Raw genomic sequence first — 21,079 nt, forward strand, 5'->3', positions numbered from 1 at the left:
TCACCAGATGCTCAGCGCGCCCGAACGCGCGGCGCTCAGCCCGGCCCGGCCGGCCCCCGGGGCGGCCGCCTCCGACCCTTCGGGTCCGTACGGCGTCGACACCGACGCGCTGGAGCAGTGCCTCCTCGACGCCCTCGCCACCGACGCGCGGCTGGGCGCGGCGGCCCTGGCGGCGCGTACCGGGCACCCGGAGAGCACGGTGCGCCGGCGCCTGGCCCAACTGGCCGCCCAGGGCCGGCTGGTCACCCAGGTCCTGGTCGAGCCGCGCCGCCTCGGGCTGCCGATCGAGGCCAAGCTCCTGCTGCACGTGCCGCCCGACCATCTGGCCGCCGCCGGGCAGGCCCTGGCCGACCATCCGGCGGTGCACGGCGCGTTCGCGACGTCGGGCCCCTCGAACCTGCACGCGGCCGCCTACTTCCCGGACGTGACCGCGCTCTACGGCTTCCTCTCCCACGACCTGGCCGGCCTGGGCATCAGCCACGTCGAGACGGCCATCGTCGGCCGTACCGCCAAACGCACTCCCGCGCCGGTCCGGCCCGACCGGTCGAGGTGAGGCGCCCTCGTGGCGGGGAGGGTCCCGGCGGTGACCGGAGGCGCGGGACCGGCGACGGCGCCGCGACGGTGATCGCGACCGGGGACCTGCCAGGCCCTGCGGCTCGGCCGCCTCGCCCGGGCGCGGCGGACCGTGGCTCGTGGTCGTCAGGTCGGCCCGGTAGTTCCCCTGCTGCCGCCCGGCCCCGAGGCGGTGCTGTGGGTTACACGAGGTCAGCGGCCCCACAGGTCGACGCTGGCCGACCAGGCGATACGCCTCTCGGTGGTGACGAGTTCGCTGGGGGCGTCGACCGGGTCGGTGACGATGGCGCGCTGCGCCGGCTGCCGTCCGCACGGGCGCGGTACCGCTCGACGAGCTGGGTGCCGTCCCGGAAGAAGGAGGTCTTGTCGGGTTCGTGGCCGTCCATGGCGAGGCGCCACTTCGCGGCGCGCTTGGCCGTCCGGGTCGTAGCGGTGGGCCCACGAGCCGCAGTCGGGTGTGTCGACACGGCCGACCTGGCCGGGAACAGAGCTGAGCGGCGAGCATCGCGCCAAGGTGCGGCCGGCGCACGCCGTGGCGCGTGCGGTCCCGATCGGCCGTGCTCTCTGCCCGCAGCTTGAGGAGCACCTTCAGCTTGCCGTTTGACGTCCGGCTTCGAACAGGCGGCCCCGGTGATCACTCGTCCGGTGCTCCTGGGACGGCGGCACGGCTACCGGGGGTGTGAACGAGATACGCGCCGGAGGGACGACGGAATCATCTTGAAGCCCTGCGCCCGGCCCCGCATTCCAGGGGGACGCTCGCGCTGTTCTGCCAGCGGCAGAACACCGGCCGGACCGGGCTCGACGATCACTACAGTCCACTCTCATGAGGACGATTACGACGCGCACGGTCGAGTACCCGGCGGACGGTTTGACGATGACCGGCCACCTCGCTCTCCCGGCGGGTGCCGACCGCAGGCCCGCGGTGCTGCTCGGACCGGAGGGCATGGGGCTCAGCGACGTCGAGCGCCGCCGGGCCGACGCTCTCGCCGAGCTGGGATACGTAGCGCTGGCCTTCGACCTTCACGGCGGACGCTACTTGGGCGCCCCCGAGGAGATGCTGGCCCGGTGCATGCCGCTGCTCGCCGATCCGGACCGGATGCGGGGCATCGGCCATGCGGCGCTCGACGTGCTGCGCACCGAACCGCGGACCGACCCCGACCGGATCGCCGCCGTCGGCTACGGCACCGGGGGCGCCGTCGGGCTGGAACTCGGGCGCGACGGCGCCAACCTGCGCGCGATCGGGACAGTCAACGCACTGACCACGGGCCGGCCGGGCGAGGCGGCGCGCATTCGCTGCCCAGTGTGGGCCGGGGTCGGGTCGGAAGACCCGATCATGCCGCCCGCGCAACGGAACGCGTTCACCGCTGAGATGCAGGCCGCAGGCGTCGACTGGCGCCTCACGGTCTACGGCGGCGCCTTGCACGCCTTCCACCACCCCCCGGTCGACCACCCCACGGTCCCCGGCGTCGGCTACCACCCACAGCACGCACAGCGAGCCTGGCGCGACGTCGTCAACCTGCTCGCCGAGTGCCTGCCCGTGACGGAGGATCTTGGGGCATGACCCAGGCAGACAGCCCTGGCGCCAGGCGGACGATCACTCGTCCGAGTGCTCCTGGGGCAGCGGTACGGCCTTCGCGTGATCCCGATCGGGCAGCTTCGATTCAACGAGGATTACGACCCGTACCTGCTGATCGTCAAGGACGGCACGGTGGCGAAGCTCTTCACCTGGAGCGCCGGTTCGGATGATGCCGAACCGTTCCTTCAAGGCCTGTAGCGATCGGAGCGAGCCGCAAGGAAAGCTGGCCTCAGTGGGTGGGCCAGCAGGCTTCCGCCGGCGCGTCGCAGTCTCGAGCCCCGTCGTGGGGGAGCCTGTCGTCCGGCATCCCCGGCCTGCAGCCCGCACGGGACGGTGGTCCGCACGCCCGTCCTGCTTCCCGCAGCACTCCGGGACACCGGCGAAAAACGGCTTGTCTCCCCTACCGGCGGTCCGGCACAGTGGGCACATCGCGCCGCACAAACCCAGGAAGGAGCGCGAGACGTGAACGCCATTCGTGTCCAGTCGTATCAGCGCTCCTCGAGTTCCCGCAGCAGCGGGGCATCCTCGTAGCGCGTTGACCGGCCTTGTTGCCGGGCCGCCCCGGGGATCGCCCCCGAACGGGCGGCCTCTTTTCGTGCGCCGCCCCTGTGCCGGATGGTGCAACTGGCAGCATGCCTGACTCTGGATCAGGAGGTTCGGGGTTCGAGTCCCCGTCCGGCAGCGCAGTACCGGGAGGGTTGGCCGAGTGGTAAGGCAGCGGCTTGCTAAGCCGTCGTCGGGTGCAAGCCCGCGCGCGTTCGATCCGCGCACTCTCCGCGCAACACAGCACAACAACACAGTCATGGAGGAGCCAGCCGACAGGTGGCGCCGGCCTCGGTCTCGAAAACCGTTGGGGTGCGCGAGCATCCGTGTGGGTTCGACCCCCACTTCCTCCGCCAAGGGCGAGCTGGGCATGGGAGAGCCCAGGGGCCTGTAAAGCCCCCGCTTCGGCTGTGGCGGTTCGACTCCGCCCTCGCATCCGGCTTCTGCCCTGAGCACTCCAAGATCCTCAAGTCGCCGTCGAGGGCACTATCTGCAGTGCCTCCAAGTCTCGAGAGACCTCACACGATGAGCAGGAGGCCGGCGAGATCAGCACGCTCGTGGTGGGTGAAGCGGGTGCCGTGGTACAGCACCGCTCCTCTCGTGGGACCGGTCCCTGCGGTGTGCAGCCGAAATCGGAGGGCCGCCATGCTGCGCATGCTGTTCGGAGGGTCGGCTCCCGAACCCGTCACGATCCCGCGAATCGGGCTCCGCGGCCGACGCGTCAAGACGGCATCTGACTGCGCCGCTACCGGGATGGGTACGTCTTGACGCTGACTGCGTGCCCGGCTCCGCGTTCGCGGATCAGCGCCCCGGCGGACGCAGCCTGCTGCCATCATGGCCCACCTTGCCCGCTGGGCACCGGCTAGCACAGCGGCCCTCGCTGGGCGTCCGGCGCTGGGTCAGCGGGCATCGTCAGGGTGGCCACCGCCTGGCGTGCAGAGGGTCCGCTCACTCCTCGACGTACAGGAACTCCGGCCCGTAGGTCTTCCCGCTGCCGTCGGGCAGCGCCAGCTGCACGAGTGTCCGCGCCTCCGTGCGCATCCCGCGCATGTGCCCGATCGCCGTGAGCAGCGTGGCTGAGTCGCCCGTCTGCCAGGCTGCCTCCAGCGCTCGCAGCATTGCACTGAAGTGCGCGTTGAACGCGCCGAGCACCTGCTGAACCGCGGGCGCGGGCGCGTTCGGCCCGCCGTTGCCCCATCCGCCCGGGGGCACTCGCGCCATGGGGAACGCGGGGGGCAACGGGACGTCGTCGCCCTGGAAGTCCCAGGCGACCGGGTTCTCCGACACCTTGATCATCTTCTTGCCGCGGAACATCTCCCGGAACACGTAGTAGTGCGCCAGCTCTCCGGGCTTGCCGGGGAAGGGGTTCTCGGGTGAGGCGGAGGTGCCCTCGCCCTGCTCCTTGATGATCTCGATGGCGGCCCGGACCTTCTCGATGGTGTCGAGCGGGAGGATCTTGTTGCCCTGTCCGTGGGCCTCCAGGGAGAACTCGATCTGCCGGGCGCCGCTGATCAGGTGCTGCTGCGTCTCGAAGGCCTCACTGATCGCTGTGTAGAAGTCCCCGATGGTCGCGGAGGCGTTCACCTCGGAGACCGGGTGGTTCGGGCTCTCGATCTCGGAGAACATCCCGACCGATTCGTGGGTCAGGCCCTCCAGGAAGACGATGAGATCGGGCCGCACGCCGCCCGGCAGCCTCTGCCCGTACTTGGGAACCACCTTTGGATCGGCGAGGATCGGTGTCCCTCCGATCGTGGTGAGCATGTTGCACACGAGTCCCATGTGGGTCATCTCGTCGAAGATGATCTCCCGGATGGCCTTGGCGACCGTCGCGCCCGACTCCTTGATCGACCACAAGGCGCTCGCGTAAGGCCCGATGGTCGCGATCTCCACCATGATCGCCTGCTGCAGGGAGTCCCTCAGCCACTCCGCGCCGCGGTCCGTGGGAAGGACTTCCAGCAGCTCGACGATGGCATTGCTCTCGTACTCCAGGGCCTGGGTCACGCCGCACCAACCTATCTCTTCCGTGTACGGACAGAATGAAAGCGTCATCCATTCGGCAGGTCGATCACGTGCTGGGCGCGCCGAACTTGGCGGCGGTTCACCCGATCGCGGCATCGCGGCCCCGGTGCCTCGTCATGCGGACACGCCACAGATGTGACGCGCACCATGGTGCTCCTGCTGGTACGTATAGGAAGAGTCTCGGAGGTGGAGCCTGATGCGAAGCCGACGGGGCATCAACTCACGTCATACGAGTGAGCCGGGCGACTTCGCGCAGGCGATCGACATGCCGCGCGCGCCCGACCGGCTGTGTATCCGGCGACCTGACCGGCCACTACTCCCAGGCCGCGCCGCACGGCGATGGGTCCGTCGGCCCGTGCGACCACGGCAGAAACCAAGTTTCCCCTGATGACACTCAGTACCCGCCGTCCTTCATGCCATGGGGGCGAGCCGCAGCAACCACCCGAGCTGATCGGGACGATCACGCTGAAGAGCATCCTGATGGAGGTGTACGGCCAGCATGCGCACGCCCGTGTTCGAGCTTCATATCCGGCCGATGTTCCGCGCCACCGACAAGGCCCATATGGGTTTCGCATTCGACCTGTGGGACTACGACGATGTCGTCGCGAACGCCGACGACATCCTGGCGCGACTGCAGGAAGACATGCCGCCACCGGCGACCGGCGGATTGTGGCCGCAGGAATGGGTCACGCTCTTCCAGGTCTGGAAGGACGGCGCCCGCAAGCGCCTGGACCTCGGCACCGCCGCCTTCGCCCTCCAGCAGGACAGCACAACGACCGCCATCACCGCGACCGGCACCTTTCCGGCCGCCGGATTCGAGGGCTGGCTTCAGCTGGAGAGTGAGACGGAGACCTCGAAGACCTACGTCCTGTACTTCGAGGCCCCGGACACTCCCGTCGGTGGCCTGCCCCAGTCCTTCAGCCTGGAGGAGAGTTACCCCTCCACCGACACCCGGTCCGTCTTCATCCACAGCAGCGCCGGAACCCAGCCGCTGAACTGACCGTGTCACCCGGACCCGGACTCTGACCCGGACTTCGGGCGTGGGAGCGGAGATGTACCGGCGGGAGTCGGGCCGTCTGTTCAGCGTTGGTAAGGACTGTCGTCACGACCGAGGAGTCCGTCATCGCGTCGCAGGCGTGCCCTGCCCGCGCCGGTGCGGGCAAGGTCGACCGGGGCGGGGTGCCCAGCCCGATACCGGTCCTGACGATGCGGTGGTGCGGGTGCGGACGCCCTCCGGGTCGGCCTCGCGAAGTTCGGGTCGGGCCCGGCGCGGCGGGCAAGGAGGTCGACGACCGCGTGTGCGTAGGCGTAGTCGTGCCCCTGCCTCCGGGAGGACCTCGGGTTGTCCGGGAGGTAGCGGTATGCACTTCCCGTCGCATCCGAGCTGCTCATGGGCCGTCCCAAGCTCAAGGTGCCTGGAATGCTGAGACACGGGCCATGTGGTCGCCGCCGCAGTACTGGCAGCCGCCACCGCCACGTCCCCGGTCGGTGCGAGCCCGGCCGACCCCGACCCGGCCGAGGCTCGAGGCCGGCGATGTGGAGAGAGCCCGCGTGGAGTTCCAGGAAGCACTGGACAGCGGATCCGAGGTCCTCCAGATTCGCGCGTTGTGCCCTGCTCGAAGCCTTGGAGAAGGCCTGCGACAGCGACCCCGATCCATGACCAGGCCGGATCTCGAAGCCCTCATCGAGCGGACCCGGCCGACCGCGGCCGCCATGCGGCTCGACATCGACCTGCTCGACCTACCCGCCAGCACTCGGCGGTCACTGGCCGATACCGCACGCCTCAGTCCGCGGCTGGCCCACGAGTACACCTGCCTGGCCAGCCTCCCACCGACACCGTCGCGCAGCAGGGCCCTGTGCTACCTTCGCCTCGCGCTGCCCAGCAGGGGCGAAAGGACGGATGCCTGGAACGACCCGTGCCTACGGCCACTGCGCGGACAGTGAGTTCCAGCAACTGGCGGACCACGTGGCCCCGGCAGCCTTCGTGGACCTGGCGGCTTTCGCCGCTCACCAGCAAGAACTCATGGACGCGGACCCGAGCTCGCCAACGGATCTCATCCGCTGCACCAGCACCGCCGGACAGCGAGCAGCGCTGGCAGCACAGCTGAACACGTCACCCTTCGTCGTCGGGCGGTACCGGCACATCGCGCGACTGGCCCGACTCGACCCCGAACTCGTGAATGCCGCCGTACTCGGCCTTCTGGTGAACTGCGAAATCGATTCGCCGACTCGTCTCAGATCGGAGGTCCAGCGGGACTCCGCCGCGCTGCTCGACGACCTGAAGCGGCGGGCCGACAATGCCGGTGTGGACCTTCCGGCAGATCCGCACCGGCTGCCAGCGGCCGTACGGACAAGCGGTTGGCGAAGCGCAGCAAGGACCCTGCAGCACCGGAGACACCGTGGGGCGAGTCGGTAGCGGGCCCACACCGCCGACCCGGACTCGTTCTACCTGGTCGAGAGCCGCTACCCGGCCACCGACAGACCTGCTGAGCGTCTGCAGGAACGAGGCCGCGACGGGTGGCCGGCAGTCCGCGGGTGGCGTCCTCCGGGTGGAGCGCGCCACCCGTGCGGGTAGTCGGAGCGGTGAGGGCGGAATGGTCCTGTCGGGAGGGTGACGGCCCGTGCCCGGGGTCACATCTCGTCGTCGGTGGGACCCGTGCACGGCATCGAGTTCAGGGGGTGCGGGGGGCGTGATCGCGGTGCCGGGCAACGGTGAACCAGACATACCTGATGCACGGTCAGTTCATCCTTCTTGCCTGCCCACTTCCAGCCAGGCCACGCGACGGGCCCTACTGCTGCCCGAGCCGGAGGTAGAAGAACAGGTCGAGGTCGGCGGCTCGCTGGGGATCGCGCTCGGAGACGAGCAGTTCTCGTCGTGTGTCCCGAGCGCTCGTTCCCAGATGCTCGGCGTTCAGGTAAACCGGGCCTTCGGTTTCGGGGTCGATCGCCCAGACATGGGCGGACCGGACCCGCAGCCGGCACAGGACCCGAGGAAGCCTGCCGCCCTTCCACCCGCTGGACCCGACGCTCTCCGTGTCGACGATACGGGTGCCCCACTGATGCTGCGGCGCGGTCGAGAAGAACGTGCGCGTCATCGCCGAGGGCCGCCACTCCAGGGTGCCGACCGGCCCCTCGGCCGTGGTCACCTGTCCGTCGAGGCGTACCCGGTGGAACCCGAACGGAGCGGTGAGCCCGCCGCTTTCGCCGTCGAAGCCCGACGCGCGTGCCCAGTAGACCTTGTCCGGGTCCGTCCCGGGGTACGGCAGGTCCAGTTCGACCTCGACGACCGGATCCGTCGGCCTGGGCGTCGACGCCAGCTGCACCGGCTCGCCCCGGAGGGTCGTGCCCAGGCTGATCCCCCCGACGAACGCGTCGTACGGCACCTCCAGCCCGTTCAGGATGAGCGACGTCCTCCGCACGCCGCTATCGACGTCGTGCCGAACCAGATCGCGGGGCCTCTCCTCGGGGTCGAGCAGTCTGATCGAGTCGAGCAGGAGGGTCGGGGCTTCCACGTCACCGCTGATGTTGGCGCACAGCACGTCGAGCGCGTCCTGCACCGTGCTGGTGTCCTGGAACAGGTTGCACCCGCGGGGTCGATAGCTCGTGGCCAGGGCCGTACGGAAGCGCGCGGTGAACTCCAGCGGTGGGCCCTCGGGGGTGCCGGTGGCCGAAGCGAGCGTCGCCCGGACCTGGTGGGGCTTTCCGATGTGGGAGTTGAGGGACCATGCGACCTCGCACAGACCCTCGGCGTCGGTCTGCGTAGTGAAGGTGCTCGCCTCGTCGACGGTCGTCCCTGCCACCCGGCTCGGGACACCGCCCGGGGGCATGCTCCAGGTCACCGTGGCCCCTTGGACAGGGGTGCGTCCGCGCATCACCGCGACCCGCAGCAGGCCGGGCGCGGTGACGTAGTCGGTTCCGGAGGGTGCGAACAGGTCCTGGCCGTCACCACCCCGATACAGCAGCGCACGGTCGGTCAGCGCCGCGGCCGGCACCCGGCAGTCCTGGGCGGACGTCGGGCCGGTGAGAGTGGCGAGCGGGGCGTAGCGGATCTCCGGGCCGTGCGGCGGCTCCGCCTGGTCCTTCGGCCAGTCGATCGACCCGTCGGCCCGGGCGTAGAACGTCCAGAAGTCGCCGCGGCGGAACACGCCGTCGCTGCCGCCGCCGAGCCGCATCCGCAGGCCGTCGCCGAGGTCGAGGAGCTGGGAGCGCCCCGGGTCATCGGCCGACGGCCGCACCGTCGCGACGCCCGTGCCGTTCGGGTAGGCGTCCCAGAGCCGCAGGAACCAGCCCGCGGGTCGGTCCTTGACCAGGTCCGCCATGCCCGCCGCCGCGGCCTCCAACGTGACGACGTCGTTCGTCGCGCGGTTGACCTGGAAGAGCCTCTCCCGGCGGGCGGCGTCGCGGGGGTCGACGTCGTCGTGCTCCGACACGAATTCGGCGTAGGCCCCGGGAGCGAACCAGTTGAGCGGGTCGAGGGCCGGCGGCTCGACGGTGATCCTGGTGCCGTCCACCTGCACGATCCCGGCCAGCACGGACGCGTTGCGCCGGGACAGCTTCAGGGTGAGCCCGTCCAGGCCGAACTGTGGGCCGTCCGCGGCCTGGTGGTCCGTACGGGGGATGCCATCGTGCACCTCGATCCGGTACAGCAGGTTCTCCGGCCTGGAGTACCCGCCCTGCGGGGCCAGCGAGCAGGGATCGGTGTCCGGCGCCGCGGTGTCCGGCAGCACGGTCAGGGTGCCCGACGACGGTCGCACCAGTGTGAGCCAGGCGGGCTGCGTCATCGAGGCGGCGCAGCCGGGGCGCCCGCCCAAGCCGCCGTCGAGGGCGAGCGGGAACACCTGCCAGTCGATCAGGGCCCGGCCCGCGGCCTGGGCGTCCCCGAGCGCCGGATCGGCGTACTTCACCTCCTCGACCGGGTCGACGTACCGGATCAGTGACTTGAGCACGAGCACCACCGGGGCGTCCGCGGTGGCGGCTGGGGTGGTGTCGGTGCGGGGGTGCGGCTGGGTGCTCAGCAGGCAGTTCGCGGTGGTGTTCTCCACCAGCCAGCCGCCGAGGTAGCCGTGGCCCCTCCCGAGCCCGCAGGCGTCCGGCGTCGCCGCCGGTGTCACCGCGAAGGCGGCCGACCCGGGCGGGACCACGAGGCATCCGTGGCTGCCGAGCATGTCGTCGGTGGCGGTCTCGATGCGGTCGAGCAGGTGCCCGCTCTGCTGGTCGAGGTCGGCGTCCAGCAGTACCTGCCCCTGCCGGCCCAGCAGCGAACGCGGCCGCCGGTCGTCCTTGGCCCGGACTGTCAGGCGCGTGGCGTCGTTACGGGTGGTCATGGCTTGTTCCTCCGTGCGGTCACGGCGCTGGAGCGCGTGTCGTCGATGATTCCGGCCTCCAGGGCGACCGGGAGGTACTCCTCCGTCAGAGCCCGCACGTTGGCCACGGCGATGCCGTACGCCGCGTCGGCGAAGGCGCCCATCTCGGCCTCGTCCTCGCCTCCCGAGCGGATGCTGTCGGGAGCCAGCGGGTGCAGCAGGGCCAGCGTCGGCTCGTCGGTGGAGGTGTCCAGGAAGAGGGGTTCGTTGGCGAGCCGGACGGCCTCGGCCTCGGCCGGGGCCAGCGGTCGGTGCGCGGCCCGCTCGGCCGCGGCCAGTGCGAGGGACGGCTGGCAGCGGAACGTGCGCGGTGTTGCGGAGCCGGGGGGCACATAGCTGTACCGCACACACCCGCTCTGCCGGCGGGTCACCTGGACGGGCTCGGTGAACAGGGCGTTCGTCGCGCGCAGGGAGCGCAGAGACGATGTCCCCAGCACGGTGACGTTGCTCAGGGTGACGTCGAGGGCCGGGGCGGCGAGGGCATCGCCCGGTGCGTCGTCGGCGGTCACGACACTGTCGCTGACCACGAGTTCGCCGCTCACCCGGTGGGTGGTGTCCCCGAGCCTCAGCGGGCCGCAGATCGTGCGGTCGATCGTGACCCGGACCCCGTCGAGCTCACCGTCGGCGCCGACCGCGACCTCGCCCGGGGCACGCACCGTGACGTACCGCAGTTCCAGCCCGGCGAGTGCCCCGCTCCGGAGCCGCAGGCCGCGGGTGAGCTCCAGACCGTCGAGCACCAGCCGGCCGGCCGGAGCGCTTGCGGCTCCCGTTCCGCGCAGGACCCGCATCGGTGCGTCCACCGTGTAGCGCCGCTCCCGGCGGACGACGAACCCGCGCAGGGCGGGGTCGGCCGGCGCACCGGGCGTCTCCTGCGGGCGCCGCCACTGGGCGGCGACGAGATGCACCTCGGCTCCGGGCGGCACCGTCACGTCGAACGTCGTCGAATCGGCCGGGGCTGCCTCCAGATCGCAACGGGCCAGCAGGACCAGGCTGCGCCGCCCCGCACCCTGGGCGGCGACCTCGGCGAGGGCGGCCGCGAGCGTGGGGACGGTGCGGCCCGAGGTCTCCGTGGAGCCGCCGGTCGGGGCGACGGCGTCGACCACCCAGACCAGGTCCTTCGAGCCACCGGTGTCCCGGATGTCGAACGGCTGGTCCGGGGCGTTGCGGTCCTGGGGGCCCGCGCCGACTGCCCGGCCGGCGGCGGTGGTGCAGGCCACCCGCACCTCGGCGACCTCCGGCAGTCCTGGGGCCCCGGGCAGGGCGATCCGCCCGGTCACGGGGTCGACGGCGCAGGCGATCGGACGCTTGGCGCTCCGGCGCTCCGGGCTTTCGGCCCCGGGCTCGTACCAGGTGTGCGTCACCTCGGCGGCCGGCCGGCCGGTCGGCGGCGACTCCAAGTTGACGATCCGGATCTCCTCAGGCGGGACCCGTTCAAAGTCGGGCCGGCCCTCCCGCCGGAGGAAGACGGTGAACGGCGCCCCGGCGTGGTCGAACCACGGCCGGTCGGGAAGCTGGGGCGGCCGCTTCTCCAGCCAGGCGGCGCGGAGCTCCGCGGTCTCCTGGTGCAGTGGGAGGCGGCGCAGCCGGTCGGGCAGGTCGACCTCCCGGGGCCTGGTGCCTGCGGCGTCGGCGCGGCGGTCGGGGTTGAACAGGCGCAGTTTGGCGCCGGGCTGCTGCGCCAACTGGAAGAGGCCCGGTAGTGGCGGTGTGCCGACCTCCCACCGCCGGGCCCTCGGGAGTCCGGCGACGTCCGCCGTCGTGACGTGCTCCACCGTCGGAGCGGGGAAGGTCATGACCAGTGGCCGCAGGAGGTGCACGCCCACCGAGGTCGGCGCGTGGCGCCCGGCGGGCCGGCCCGGCCGGGGCTGGTCGACCCGGCGGACGTCGAGCAGGCGGGGCAGCCGGTCGAAGGCGCCGCCGACCGAGGACGCCGTCCCGCCCGATGTGGGATCGGCGGTGGTCGGCCGGTCCGCCCGCAGGTCAAGCAGGTGCCCGAGCCGGGCCAGCCGCTGGTGGTACTCGACCACGACCGCGGGCAGGCCGGTGACGTCGGCGGCGGCCGACTCCACGACGCGGGCCGTCCCCTTGCCGCGCCGGTACCGGATCGTGTTGGCCACGAAGGCCCGACGGCCGGTCCCGCCGTCTCCCGGAACGCGGTGCAGCGCGGGCGCGGCGACGAGGGCGGCGATCGCGGCGAGAGCGGCCTCGTCGGCGGTCTCCACGAACAGTGCGTCGTACCACGCCTCGATCTCGGCGTCGATCTCGGCGCTCGCCAGGCCCAGCACGCCGAACAAGGCCCGCAGAGCGCCGGTGGAAGCCAGGTCGGCCTGGCGCACATGGGCGGGCAGCAACCCGTACAGGGCTGTGGCGACGGCCTCCACGCGGGTCTCCGGCAGGGCCGTCCCGTCGTACGCGGTGGTCGGTGCACTCATCCGGTCAGCTCCGTGAAGGTGATGTCAGGCCCGGCGACGGACAGCAGCCGGGCCGGGTCCAGCCGGGGCCGGCCGGTGCTCGGGTCGGTCACCATGGCCGCGGCGGGGCAGGGGAGTCGTCCTTCGGCGTCCTCGGCCGCACCCGGCGCCGAGATTGCGGTGAGTACGGCGGCCACCACCCCGGGGACGTGCTGCACCGTGGCGATGATCTGCGAGCGGTGCACGGCGGTGCCGAACGGACGGGCCCGTCGGCCGAAGTCGCGGACGAGGGCGGCCCGGACGGCGGCCTCCACGGCCGGCCGGGGCAGGGCCGGGTCCGAGGCGAGCGCCAGTCCCACCGACATCGGCAGGTCGACGAACCCGGCGATCGCCACGTGCGTCCCCGGTGGCGAGGCCGCCACCAGCGCCTCGTGCAGGCCGGTGACCAGGTCGGAACCGGCCGCCGGCGGATCGAAGGACGTGGTGGCGACGGTCAGGCAGACGATCCGGCGCAGCCCCGCCCGCAGTTCCACGACCGAGGCTCTGCCGACCCCCCGGTATCCCTGGGCGAACGCCTCGAAGTCGGCCAGGGAGACCACCCGGTCCAGGGTCCGGATCGTCTTTGGGGCGGAGCTGCGCAGCTCCTCGACGGTCTCGGCGTCGCTGCCGCCCGCCGCGGGCAGCGGGTTGGTCACCGTGGCGATCCCGTTCACCGGTGTGAGGATCTGGGTCAGCCGGTCGTTCGGGAGGTTTCCGGCCGATCCGCCTCCGATCCGGTAGCGGGCGGAGACGTTGCCCGTCCCGCTCGGCAGGCGGCCGGCGAACTGCACCTCGGCCCCGCCCTCGGGTTGGTCGGTGACCCGGAACCGGAGGCTGTCCGGCCCCTCGTCGTACAGAGTGTCGGCCGGCTCGTAGCGCCGGTCGTCGACCCGGATCTCGATCGCCGGGGCATATCCGCGCGTGCCCGGTGCGGCGAGCCGGGCGAGCGGCGACTGCTTGAGGGGGAAGCGCGGCAACGCGACCGTCCGATCGCCTGATCCCAGGATCTCGGCGCCCGCGGCGGGTGTCCGGGCGTGCGAGGACGGGACGATGTTGGCGAGCACGGTCAGCGTGGCGCCGGTCCACCTCCCGACCGGCGGTCGCTCGAGGACCACGAGCGTCGCCCGTTGCTCCGGCGAGCCGCCCGTGCGGATCTCGGTCCGCAGCACCGTCGCCGCCTCGGACATCGGCTCGCCGTCGGCCGTCCGCCCGGTGAGGATCACGCGCCGCCCGGGCGGCAGTACGACCGCCCCGGTCAGGTAGAACCGGTCGGGCAGGTTCTCCGACACGAAGGCCGGGTGCTGCGCTGGTGACGCGGTGCCGGTGATCGGCAGGACGCGATCCTCGGGGTGGACCAGGAGGTCGCCCCGGGCGGTCTCCAGCTGGATCGTTGTCTCGCGGACCTTGGACTTGAAGGCGGTGGCGAGGGCGGTTCCGAGGGTGACGAGGGTGCATCGGGCGGAGAGGCCGAAGTCCGACCGTGCCGTCTCCCGGGCGGCGACGATGCGTTCGACACCGGGATGCGATTGGTCGGAGCCGGAGTCCAACACCACGGCGCGGCCCGGCGCGGCCGCCGGGTGCACGGAATCCAGGTGAATGCGCCAGGCCTCGCCGGAGACGCTGCCGACAAAGAAGTCCGCCCAATCGATGGGCAGCGCACGCTTAGGAAGAGCCTTGCCACGCGCCCGGCGCACCGCCTCCGGCATGAACATGAGGTCCGGCGCGGTGGCGCCGAACGGCTGGGCACGCTGCCCGAGAAGGATCACCGTGCCGGGGCGGGACGGCGCCGTCAAGGCATCGGCCACGGTGAGCAGCTCACCGGCGGCGAGCGTGAGCACGGTGCGTGCGGGCACCGCGGCGGCCGCGATCTCTACCGCTGTGACCAGGGCGAACAGCCAGGAGGCTGTGCCGGTCTGCGTCGGACCGGCGTGGACCAGCACCCGGTCGCCGACCCGCGCACCCAAGGCGACCCCCTCGACCTCGACGCCCGTGGTGGCGGCCGAGATCACCGGCAAGGCCGGGGCGCGCAGCGGCCGGAGCGCGTTCCACCCGGCGCGGGCCTCCACCGCCGAGTCCGTCTCGAAGGTCACCGGCTGGCCGCCCTGCTCGGGCACCGAGGCCACCTGGAGGCCCTGCGGGATCGTCACGACGTCCGGCACACCAGGAGTCACGGCGCCCTCGGGCGCACCCGGCGTGCCGACCCGGAAGGACAGCAGAGCGTCGGCGGCGATCGCCGGCCGGGGCAGGTGGCCCAGCATGCCGGTCAGCCGGACCAGCGCCGCGCGGTCCTCGGTACCGGGCAGCGTGGAGTCCACGGCGAGCCGGTGCAGTGTCCAGCCCAGCACGTGGTGCGCACCGGCCGCCGCCGCGAGCAGGGCGACGGCGGGATCATCAGGCGCGCGCCCGAGCGTCGCCAGCGGCCGGCCACCGAGGGCCTCGGCCCGCGAGATCCGGTCGAGCAGCCGCTCCAGGATCGCGCCGTAGCGGAACCGCGCCGGGGCACCCGGGAGCTGCCCGGAATCGACGTGCGGGCCCGCCGCGGAGTCCCCACTGTTGCCGCATCCGCAGCTCATCGGCCACCTCCGGTCGTGATCCGAAGACGTCCGCGCTCCGGGAAGCTCGGATCGTCACGCAGTTCGAGCACCTCGGCCGCCACCGGGCGGATGACCCCGCGGCCCAGCTCGCCCTGGGCGGGCCGCCCGAAGCGCTGGAACACCAGGGGGGTGACGCTCTGGACCCCGGGGACGGCCAGGACGGCGGCGAGCAGCGAGGAGAGGTACAGGGGGGTGCCGAAGGTGAACCGGTCGGGATGGAAGAACCCGGGCGCGCCACCGATCCCGGCGGGCGACAGGACCGCGCGCACCTGCCGGCCCACCTCGCTGCGCACCCGTCCGGGCTCGGCGCACACCGACAGGTCCACATCGAGCGGTACGGTGCGGGCCGCGCGGACCGCGACGTCGTACCCGGCCAGCCGGTAGGCCTCCAGATGGGCGAGCAGGCCGGCACGGAAGGCCGCGTCGACACCGGCACCGCCCTGCCGGTCGACGTGGACGAGTACGGTCTGCCAGGCGCCGGTCCAGCGCGGGACGGCGACGGCGTCGGAGACGCCGGGGTAGCGGCGGGCGGCCTCGGCATAGTCCTCGGGGATGACCGCGCGCTCCTGGCGGCGGAACGCCCGGGGGGCGGCCACCCGAACCGCCGCGTCCTCCTCCGGCGCCGTGCCGCCCGACGCCGCGACCGGGTTGGTCACTCGCGAGATCGGGAGGCTCCGGTCGGTGTCACGCAGGACGACGTGGCCCAGCGCGTCCGGTCCGAGGCTCCCGTCCGGGCCGGTGCCGAATCTCCCGCTCACCGCGAGGGCGTCACCCACGGCCGGCGCCAGGCCGTACCTGCCGTCGCCGAACCGCAGGACCGCACGGCCGTCCGGTCCGGTCTCGACGACGAAATCCCGGGAGAACCGCCCGCTCGCGAGCAGGTCCCGTCGGACGGTCCAGGGCGCGAAGGCGTCGAGCAGGGTGATCTGCGGAAGGCAGCGGGCGGGGTCGACGGTCACCAGGGCAGCGGCCGGCGTCGGCCCGGCGTCGGCCGGCCCGTGCTGCGCGACCCGTGCCAGGGGCCCGATTCCGCCGGTCACCCGGGGACGCCAGACCGTGCCCGCCTGCGGGGCGGCTGGGGACAGCTGTGGCGTGAGCGCACCGGTGGCCGACGGCGGCAGGTGCAGATGTGCCGGCGGCGGAAGGGTCGCTCCGTGCTCGGCGAGGACGACGTTGCCCTGCGCGACGGCGCAGACGACGTGCCGTGCCGGGCCGGACGGCTGCGGTACGCGGGCGGTTACCGGCAGGTCGAAGGGCAGCGCGTCGGCCGCGTCCCACTCGACGTCGATCAGCGGCGTGTCGTCGGCGAGGACGTCCGTCGCCGTCGACACGCGGGTCAGCCGTACGACGTGCCGGTGCGCCGGATCGGCGTCCTCCAGGCGCCCGGTGTCGGGTGCCGCGATTTCGGCAAGCAGAAGGAGGTGGCCGGGTTCGAGGCGTCCGGGCCCGTCGACCGCGTCCACCAGGGTGGCGGCGGTCGCGCCGGCGGGCAGCGTGCAGCTGTCGTCGCTCCAGGTGTGCAGGGCGATGTCGTCGCGCCGCCGCCACAGCTCCAGGTCGGCCAGGGTCTCGAAGACCACCGGCGAGGAGGCGAGGAGACCGGGGTAGTCGGCGGCCGCCACGACGGTGGGCAGCGCGTCCGAGCGGGGCAGTACCGGCGTCCCACCAGGCAGCAGGTGGCCCTCGCCGAGGGCGGAGCCCGGGTCGAGGGCGAAGCGGACAAAGGTGCGCGCGGAGGCGCCCTCGCCGGGTGTGTAGTCGAGCAGTCGGGCGTGGCGGGTCACCGAGGTCCGGGTGCGAGCGGTGTCCAGGAACGCCTCCGTGCCCACCCAGTCGAGGGTGTAGCTCTGCTGGTCCGCGCGGAAGGCCAGCGCCTCGACGATCGTGGTCGTCAGGTCGACCGGGTCGTCCTCGCGGAATCCCGGGACGAGCACCGCCAGCCGGTCCAGCATCAGCCGCCGGAAACCTGCCCAGTCGCGGGTGCGGTAGTCGAAGTGCGGGTCTGGCGGGGCCGGCTCCGGGGGGTCGGTGCAGCCGGGCTCGCAGTCGCCGTCCGCGGGGCAGTCAACCGCGAAGGAGAAGTCGACCGCGGAGAGCCGTGGGTCGATGAACGCCGGCGGAGTGGTCGTTCCCGGCCAGTCCACGATCGCGAGCCGGTACGTCGAGAAGTCGGTCGGCTGGCCGCCGGGCACGGTGACCGTGTACCGCGACACCTCCGAACCGCCCGGCGTCGCCGCCACGATCGGGTCCACGCGGGGCGCCGGGAACCGCACGCCCCCGGTGAGCGCGATGCGGTCGCCGGTGAGCGCGGCGAGCGGCAGCGGGAGAGGCTTGACGAGCACGATGTCGATCCGGGTCGGGTCGGCCGTCGTGCCGCCCCGGTGGACCTCCAGGTAGTCGATCCCGGACATGTCGGGCTGCCCCGACGCGGCCAGGGCGGACCGTCGGCGCTCGTCGCGGCAGTGGTAGCGGGCACCGGTCATGCGAGGTCCCTCCGCAGCCGTACCTGGCCGGCGGCCCCGGTCGAGTGGACCTCGTAGTCGACAACGATCTCCAGCAAGCCTGTTCCGTCGGCGGGTTCCACCGCCACCTCCAGCACCGTGAGCGTGTCGCCGAGCCACTGCTGGATCGCCGCCTGGAGGGCGGCGCCGAGCGCGACGGTGGTCGGGCCGCCCTGCGGAGCGAACACCAACTGCTTTGCTGGACTGCCGAGTTCCGGTCGCATCACACGTTCGCCGGGTAGCGTGAGGACGAGCAGTTCGAGCAGCTGACGGACATGCTCGGGGCTTCCGTACGGTACCTGCGCGCCGTGCCCGAGCGCGGTGACGGCGAATGGGAAGGCCAGTCGGCTCATGTGCTCACCTCGCTGTGCTCGGCGTGGGCGATCGCCCACGCGTACTTCCCGATCGTTCGCCGGCTCATGTCGCGACCACCTGGGTCTGGGTGGCGCAGACGATCGGCGGGCCGGCCGGGATCTGGTCCGCGGAGAGGCAGAGCGCCCCGACGGGGTTGACCAGCAGCGGCTGCCCCGAGGAGGTCACCCTGGCCGCTCCGGCCAGCCACTTCGTGCTCACGCAAGGCTGGGGCTTGCCCGGCGGCACGGTGAACGGGCAGCCTGCGACCAGGCCTTGATCGGTCAGGACGGCGGCCGGGGCGCCGGACACGGTGACCCGCGGGCTGGCGGTGACGACGGTCAGCGGAGCTCCGTGCGGGCAGGTCACGGTTGCTCCGGTGTGCAGGACGGGCCCCGGCATCAAGGCTTCCTTCCGCTGCCCGGCGGGCAGCTGGCTGGGGACGGATGGACGGCTCACGGGCCGGGTGTCGCCCGGTGCGTGGCGGGTCGCCGGCTCAGGTCACCACGAGCGCCCCCCCGTTGATGATCACCGAGGGACCGGAGAGCACGATCGACGCGCCCTGACCGTTGCTGATGCTGACCCCGGCTGTGCCGACGATGATCGTCGCCCCCGTCGGCGTCATCACCTGGACCTGGGACGCGGGCAGGTCGGAGAGGGTGACCGAGACTCCGGTCGTGGTCTGCAGATGGATGTTGGGTGTGACGGGGGTGCCCGCCATCGCCAGGAGCGGAGCACCGGCCGGCTCGGGCCAGAACGCTCCGCTCCAGATGGGGTAGTCCGGGTCGCCGGCCTCGAACTCGACCCAGACCGCGCTGCCGGTCTGCGGCAGCGCGATGATCCCAGCGGTGCCCTTGGCTGCGAACGGGAGTGCGGGGAGCGCCCAGGTGGACGGGAACAGCCCGTAGTGATCGGAGAGTTGAACCTGGACCCGGCCCTGCGCAAGGGGGTCGGTGGTGTTGAGGACGGTGGCCCGGTACTTCCCGTAGTGCCTGGGTCCTGTGGTCATGGCGTCACCTCCGGGACGTTCGAGAGCAGGCCGTCCCGGGCGAGCTGGAACGCCTGCTTCCAGCTGCCCCGGCCGAGAGTGTGGGTCACCGACCGGACGAACCAGAGGCCGTCGTGCGCCCGGCCCGCGCCGCGCACTCCGACCAGGGCGCGGGCGTCGAGGGGCTGCCCGTAGCGGGCCAGGTCCATCTGGCCGGTGGCGGTGACCGGGTCCACCGCGCCGCGACCGGCCAGCAGGGTCATCATGACCTCCGGCAGCGCCATCCGGTCGGTCCCCAGCAGCTTGGTGCGGGTCGGTACCAGCGGTCGGGCGGCCAGGGGTGGTTTGAGCAGCTCGATGTCCGGCAGGGGGACCGGGACGGCGAAGTTCGCGACCTTGACGTGCGCGTACGGCAGGATCGCGGCGTTGCCGTCGGCGGAGAAGCTCATGCTCTCCAGGTTGGACGCCGCGTCCATGTCGACGGTCAGGGCCGGCTGCACGGCGCCGGCCCGCACCGGGGGTCCCCAGTAGGCCGTGTTGGCGCCTGGGACCGGCCCCGGCGTCACGTAGAACTCGCAACTCGCGTCCTTCGCCAGCTTCGTGGCGTACTCGAAGTCGGTCCCCACCTGGTGGGAGAACCTCTCGACCGGGTTGGCCACCGGCTGGAACGGTGGGGGGACGGTCAGCGGCAGGACACCGAACGGCGCGTACTTGGCCATCATCAACGCCACCCGGGCGAACGGCGGCATCCCGGGATACGGGAAGCCGGTGAGGTCGGCCACGTCCATGAACCCGGAGACGTCCTCGCCGGTGACGACCAGCCGGTGCTCGCCGGGGCGGCCGGTGGCGGTCACGTCCTGGCGTTTGATCGGGCCGTCCGCCAGCACCTTGGGCACGCCGCGCAGCGTCGCCACGAGCACGACCCGCACCATCGGGTCGAAGAAGCCCGAAGGGAGCAGCGAGGTCGCGATAGGTGAGGTCTTCGCGTAGGTGAAGCTCAGCTGGAACCCGGACCGAGTCCCGACCGCGTGGGTCACCGTCGCGCCGTCCAGGGCGTCGAGCACCTCTCGGGGCGCGGGCGCGACGGCCACCGGTCCGGTGAGGACTGTCAGCGTGACGGTGCTAAGCGTTGCCACGGGCGGTGATCTCCAGGGGGAGCGGGATCATGACGAGCCGGCTGTCCGAGCCGGTCAGCCGGGCGGGGTCGGCCTCGCCGGCGGCGTCGACGACGCGCCACCAGAGCGCGGGGTCGCCGTAGGCGTCGTAGGCAAGGGTGTCCGGACGCTCCGCACCGTCGAGCCGGCGGTGCCCGAGCGGGACGTGGAGTCCGGGCGCGGGCAGGATGCGGCGCGCGAGGTGGACTTCCGTGGTGCCGTCGTCGCGGACGCGGCTGACGACGGGGATCCCGTAGTAGCGGCTGTTGGGCGGGAACGGTGCGGCGGTCACGGCATCCTCGCCAGGCCGAGCGTCCGGATGTCGGCGCCGCGCCGGCCAGCCAGCCGCTCGCGGCGGCGGGCGGCGGTGAGGAAGAGCTCGGCGCCCTTGGAGCCCATTGGCAGGTCGTCGAGGGACAGTACGCGTAGTCCGAGGCCCACCCGGGCGAGAACCGGGTTGAGCCGCGTGTCGAATGCCTCCTCGGTGACGGTGAACTCGGTGATCCGTACCGGCAGGGTGCGGTTGGCGCCGAGTACGAGCAGCAGCAGCGGGGAGGGCAGCGGGAGGATCTCCAGCGTTCCGCGCCGGGTGAGCGCCTCGGCGGCGACCAGGTCGGCGGTGGCCGGCGCGATCATGGTCTCCAGCTCGGCGAGGTCCGCGCCGATGCCCTTGGCGACGGTGTCCGGGTTCTCGGTGGGATGCTCCAGCCGGTCGGTCGCGTCGAGAACGACTTCGATCTTCAGGGTCTCCACCGGTGGCCCGACCAGCCGGAGCGCCTCCAGCCGGTCGCCGCCGTCGGTGGTGGCACCGCGGGGGGTGAGGGTCCGGGAGAGAGTCTCGGGGTTGTACTGGAACGGGACGGTGCGCACGACGGCTCGCCCGTCGCCGTCCATGACGACGAATCCGCCCCGCATCGTCCGTGGTGAGCCCGGGAACGCGGTCATCGCGGTCCTCCCTTCGGTACCC

The 21,079-nt window shown here is 72.4% G+C and carries 17 protein-coding genes and 4 tRNA genes; 9 read left to right on the plus strand and 12 right to left on the minus strand.

Translation table 11 applies throughout. The annotated features are described in order from the left end of the window. From AA75_RS52830 to AA75_RS48455, 7 genes are all read left to right on the plus strand, one after another. Positions 1 to 553 (plus strand): Lrp/AsnC family transcriptional regulator (locus AA75_RS52830; RefSeq protein WP_233289336.1); only part of this gene is annotated, 553 nt, incomplete at its 5' end. An 843-nt stretch (positions 554 to 1,396) separates the two neighbouring features. Next, complete coding sequence (locus AA75_RS36170) at positions 1,397 to 2,134, plus strand: dienelactone hydrolase family protein (RefSeq protein ID WP_033824642.1); 738 nt, start codon at positions 1,397 to 1,399, stop codon at positions 2,132 to 2,134. A 75-nt stretch (positions 2,135 to 2,209) separates the two neighbouring features. Next, on the plus strand, positions 2,210 to 2,347 hold the full coding sequence (locus AA75_RS50240) for a hypothetical protein (RefSeq protein ID WP_158515625.1): 138 nt from the start codon (positions 2,210 to 2,212) through the stop codon (positions 2,345 to 2,347). Between the two features lie 411 nt (positions 2,348 to 2,758). Next, positions 2,759 to 2,831 (plus strand) — tRNA-Gln (locus tag AA75_RS36175). Positions 2,832 to 2,841: 10 nt separating this feature from the next. Next, a tRNA-Ser gene (locus AA75_RS36180) sits at positions 2,842 to 2,926 on the plus strand. 27 nt (positions 2,927 to 2,953) lie between these two features. Continuing rightward, positions 2,954 to 3,048: transfer RNA gene (locus AA75_RS48450), tRNA-Ser, on the plus strand. Position 3,049: 1 nt separating this feature from the next. Further along, positions 3,050 to 3,130, plus strand: a tRNA-Tyr gene (locus tag AA75_RS48455). Positions 3,131 to 3,210: 80 nt separating this feature from the next. Here the strand turns inward: AA75_RS48455 and AA75_RS53595 are convergent. Then, positions 3,211 to 3,339, minus strand: coding sequence for a hypothetical protein (locus tag AA75_RS53595; protein WP_255369539.1), 129 nt, complete (start codon positions 3,337 to 3,339; stop codon positions 3,211 to 3,213). A 301-nt stretch (positions 3,340 to 3,640) separates the two neighbouring features. After that, a complete protein-coding gene (locus AA75_RS36185; protein WP_033824643.1) occupies positions 3,641 to 4,693 on the minus strand; it encodes a ferritin-like protein in 1,053 nt (350 codons plus the stop codon). A gap of 517 nt (positions 4,694 to 5,210) precedes the next feature. Between AA75_RS36185 and AA75_RS36190 the strand changes: the two genes are divergently transcribed. Together AA75_RS36190 and AA75_RS48460 are read left to right on the plus strand one after the other, a co-directional pair. After that, entirely contained in the window at positions 5,211 to 5,711 is a 501-nt protein-coding gene (locus AA75_RS36190; protein WP_033824644.1) for a hypothetical protein, read from the plus strand. 900 nt (positions 5,712 to 6,611) lie between these two features. Further along, positions 6,612 to 7,127, plus strand: a complete 516-nt coding sequence (locus AA75_RS48460; protein WP_149038583.1) for a hypothetical protein — start codon at positions 6,612 to 6,614, stop codon at positions 7,125 to 7,127. A gap of 373 nt (positions 7,128 to 7,500) precedes the next feature. On the opposite strand, the gene AA75_RS36200 is transcribed toward AA75_RS48460, so the two are convergent. The 10 genes from AA75_RS36200 to AA75_RS36245 form a co-directional block, all read right to left on the minus strand. Then, positions 7,501 to 10,035, minus strand: coding sequence for a DUF6519 domain-containing protein (locus tag AA75_RS36200; RefSeq protein WP_051814045.1), 2,535 nt, complete (start codon positions 10,033 to 10,035; stop codon positions 7,501 to 7,503). Beyond that, entirely contained in the window at positions 10,032 to 12,506 is a 2,475-nt protein-coding gene (locus tag AA75_RS36205; RefSeq protein WP_051814046.1) for a hypothetical protein, read from the minus strand. Before AA75_RS36205 ends, AA75_RS36200 begins: the two co-directional genes overlap by 4 nt. Then, positions 12,503 to 15,097, minus strand: coding sequence for a baseplate J/gp47 family protein (locus AA75_RS36210; RefSeq protein WP_033824648.1), 2,595 nt, complete (start codon positions 15,095 to 15,097; stop codon positions 12,503 to 12,505). Before AA75_RS36210 ends, AA75_RS36205 begins: the two co-directional genes overlap by 4 nt. Next, positions 15,094 to 17,601 carry a baseplate J/gp47 family protein gene (locus tag AA75_RS36215; protein ID WP_033824649.1) on the minus strand — a complete coding sequence of 836 codons (2,508 nt, stop codon included), beginning with the start codon at positions 17,599 to 17,601 and terminating at the stop codon, positions 15,094 to 15,096. The genes AA75_RS36210 and AA75_RS36215 overlap by 4 nt, the downstream gene beginning before the upstream one ends. Next, complete coding sequence (locus AA75_RS36220; RefSeq protein WP_051814047.1) at positions 17,598 to 17,972, minus strand: GPW/gp25 family protein; 375 nt, start codon at positions 17,970 to 17,972, stop codon at positions 17,598 to 17,600. Before AA75_RS36220 ends, AA75_RS36215 begins: the two co-directional genes overlap by 4 nt. Before the next feature lie 64 nt (positions 17,973 to 18,036). Beyond that, on the minus strand, positions 18,037 to 18,372 hold the full coding sequence (locus tag AA75_RS36225; protein ID WP_033824650.1) for a hypothetical protein: 336 nt from the start codon (positions 18,370 to 18,372) through the stop codon (positions 18,037 to 18,039). A 94-nt stretch (positions 18,373 to 18,466) separates the two neighbouring features. Continuing rightward, entirely contained in the window at positions 18,467 to 18,979 is a 513-nt protein-coding gene (locus AA75_RS36230) for a phage baseplate assembly protein V (RefSeq protein ID WP_033824651.1), read from the minus strand. Further along, positions 18,976 to 20,094 (minus strand): hypothetical protein, encoded by a 1,119-nt coding sequence (locus AA75_RS36235; RefSeq protein WP_033824652.1) that lies wholly within the window; start codon positions 20,092 to 20,094, stop codon positions 18,976 to 18,978. The genes AA75_RS36230 and AA75_RS36235 overlap by 4 nt, the downstream gene beginning before the upstream one ends. Beyond that, the gene (locus AA75_RS36240) at positions 20,081 to 20,404 is read right to left on the minus strand and encodes a hypothetical protein (protein WP_051814049.1); all 324 of its coding nucleotides are present in this window, start codon (positions 20,402 to 20,404) and stop codon (positions 20,081 to 20,083) included. The genes AA75_RS36235 and AA75_RS36240 overlap by 14 nt, the downstream gene beginning before the upstream one ends. After that, positions 20,401 to 21,057 carry a hypothetical protein gene (locus tag AA75_RS36245; protein ID WP_033824653.1) on the minus strand — a complete coding sequence of 219 codons (657 nt, stop codon included), beginning with the start codon at positions 21,055 to 21,057 and terminating at the stop codon, positions 20,401 to 20,403. Before AA75_RS36245 ends, AA75_RS36240 begins: the two co-directional genes overlap by 4 nt. Positions 21,058 to 21,079 lie beyond the last annotated feature (22 nt).

It is taken from the genome of Kitasatospora sp. MBT63 (genome assembly GCF_000710465.2).
Lineage (GTDB): Bacteria > Actinomycetota > Actinomycetes > Streptomycetales > Streptomycetaceae > Kitasatospora.

Bases quoted from the DNA above. Each gene is read 5' to 3' on its own strand.
- AA75_RS36170 (WP_033824642.1), top strand. From the start codon at position 1,397: ATGAGGACGATTACGACGCGCACGGTCGAGTACCCGGCGGACGGTTTG.
- AA75_RS53595 (WP_255369539.1), bottom strand. From the start codon at position 3,339: ATGGCGGCCCTCCGATTTCGGCTGCACACCGCAGGGACCGGTCCCACG.
- AA75_RS36190 (WP_033824644.1), top strand. From the start codon at position 5,211: ATGCGCACGCCCGTGTTCGAGCTTCATATCCGGCCGATGTTCCGCGCC.
- AA75_RS48460 (WP_149038583.1), top strand. From the start codon at position 6,612: ATGCCTGGAACGACCCGTGCCTACGGCCACTGCGCGGACAGTGAGTTC.
- AA75_RS36200 (WP_051814045.1), bottom strand. From the start codon at position 10,035: ATGACCACCCGTAACGACGCCACGCGCCTGACAGTCCGGGCCAAGGAC.
- AA75_RS36205 (WP_051814046.1), bottom strand. From the start codon at position 12,506: ATGAGTGCACCGACCACCGCGTACGACGGGACGGCCCTGCCGGAGACC.
- AA75_RS36210 (WP_033824648.1), bottom strand. From the start codon at position 15,097: ATGAGCTGCGGATGCGGCAACAGTGGGGACTCCGCGGCGGGCCCGCAC.
- AA75_RS36215 (WP_033824649.1), bottom strand. From the start codon at position 17,601: ATGACCGGTGCCCGCTACCACTGCCGCGACGAGCGCCGACGGTCCGCC.
- AA75_RS36220 (WP_051814047.1), bottom strand. From the start codon at position 17,972: ATGAGCCGACTGGCCTTCCCATTCGCCGTCACCGCGCTCGGGCACGGC.
- AA75_RS36225 (WP_033824650.1), bottom strand. From the start codon at position 18,372: ATGCCGGGGCCCGTCCTGCACACCGGAGCAACCGTGACCTGCCCGCAC.
- AA75_RS36230 (WP_033824651.1), bottom strand. From the start codon at position 18,979: ATGACCACAGGACCCAGGCACTACGGGAAGTACCGGGCCACCGTCCTC.
- AA75_RS36245 (WP_033824653.1), bottom strand. From the start codon at position 21,057: ATGACCGCGTTCCCGGGCTCACCACGGACGATGCGGGGCGGATTCGTC.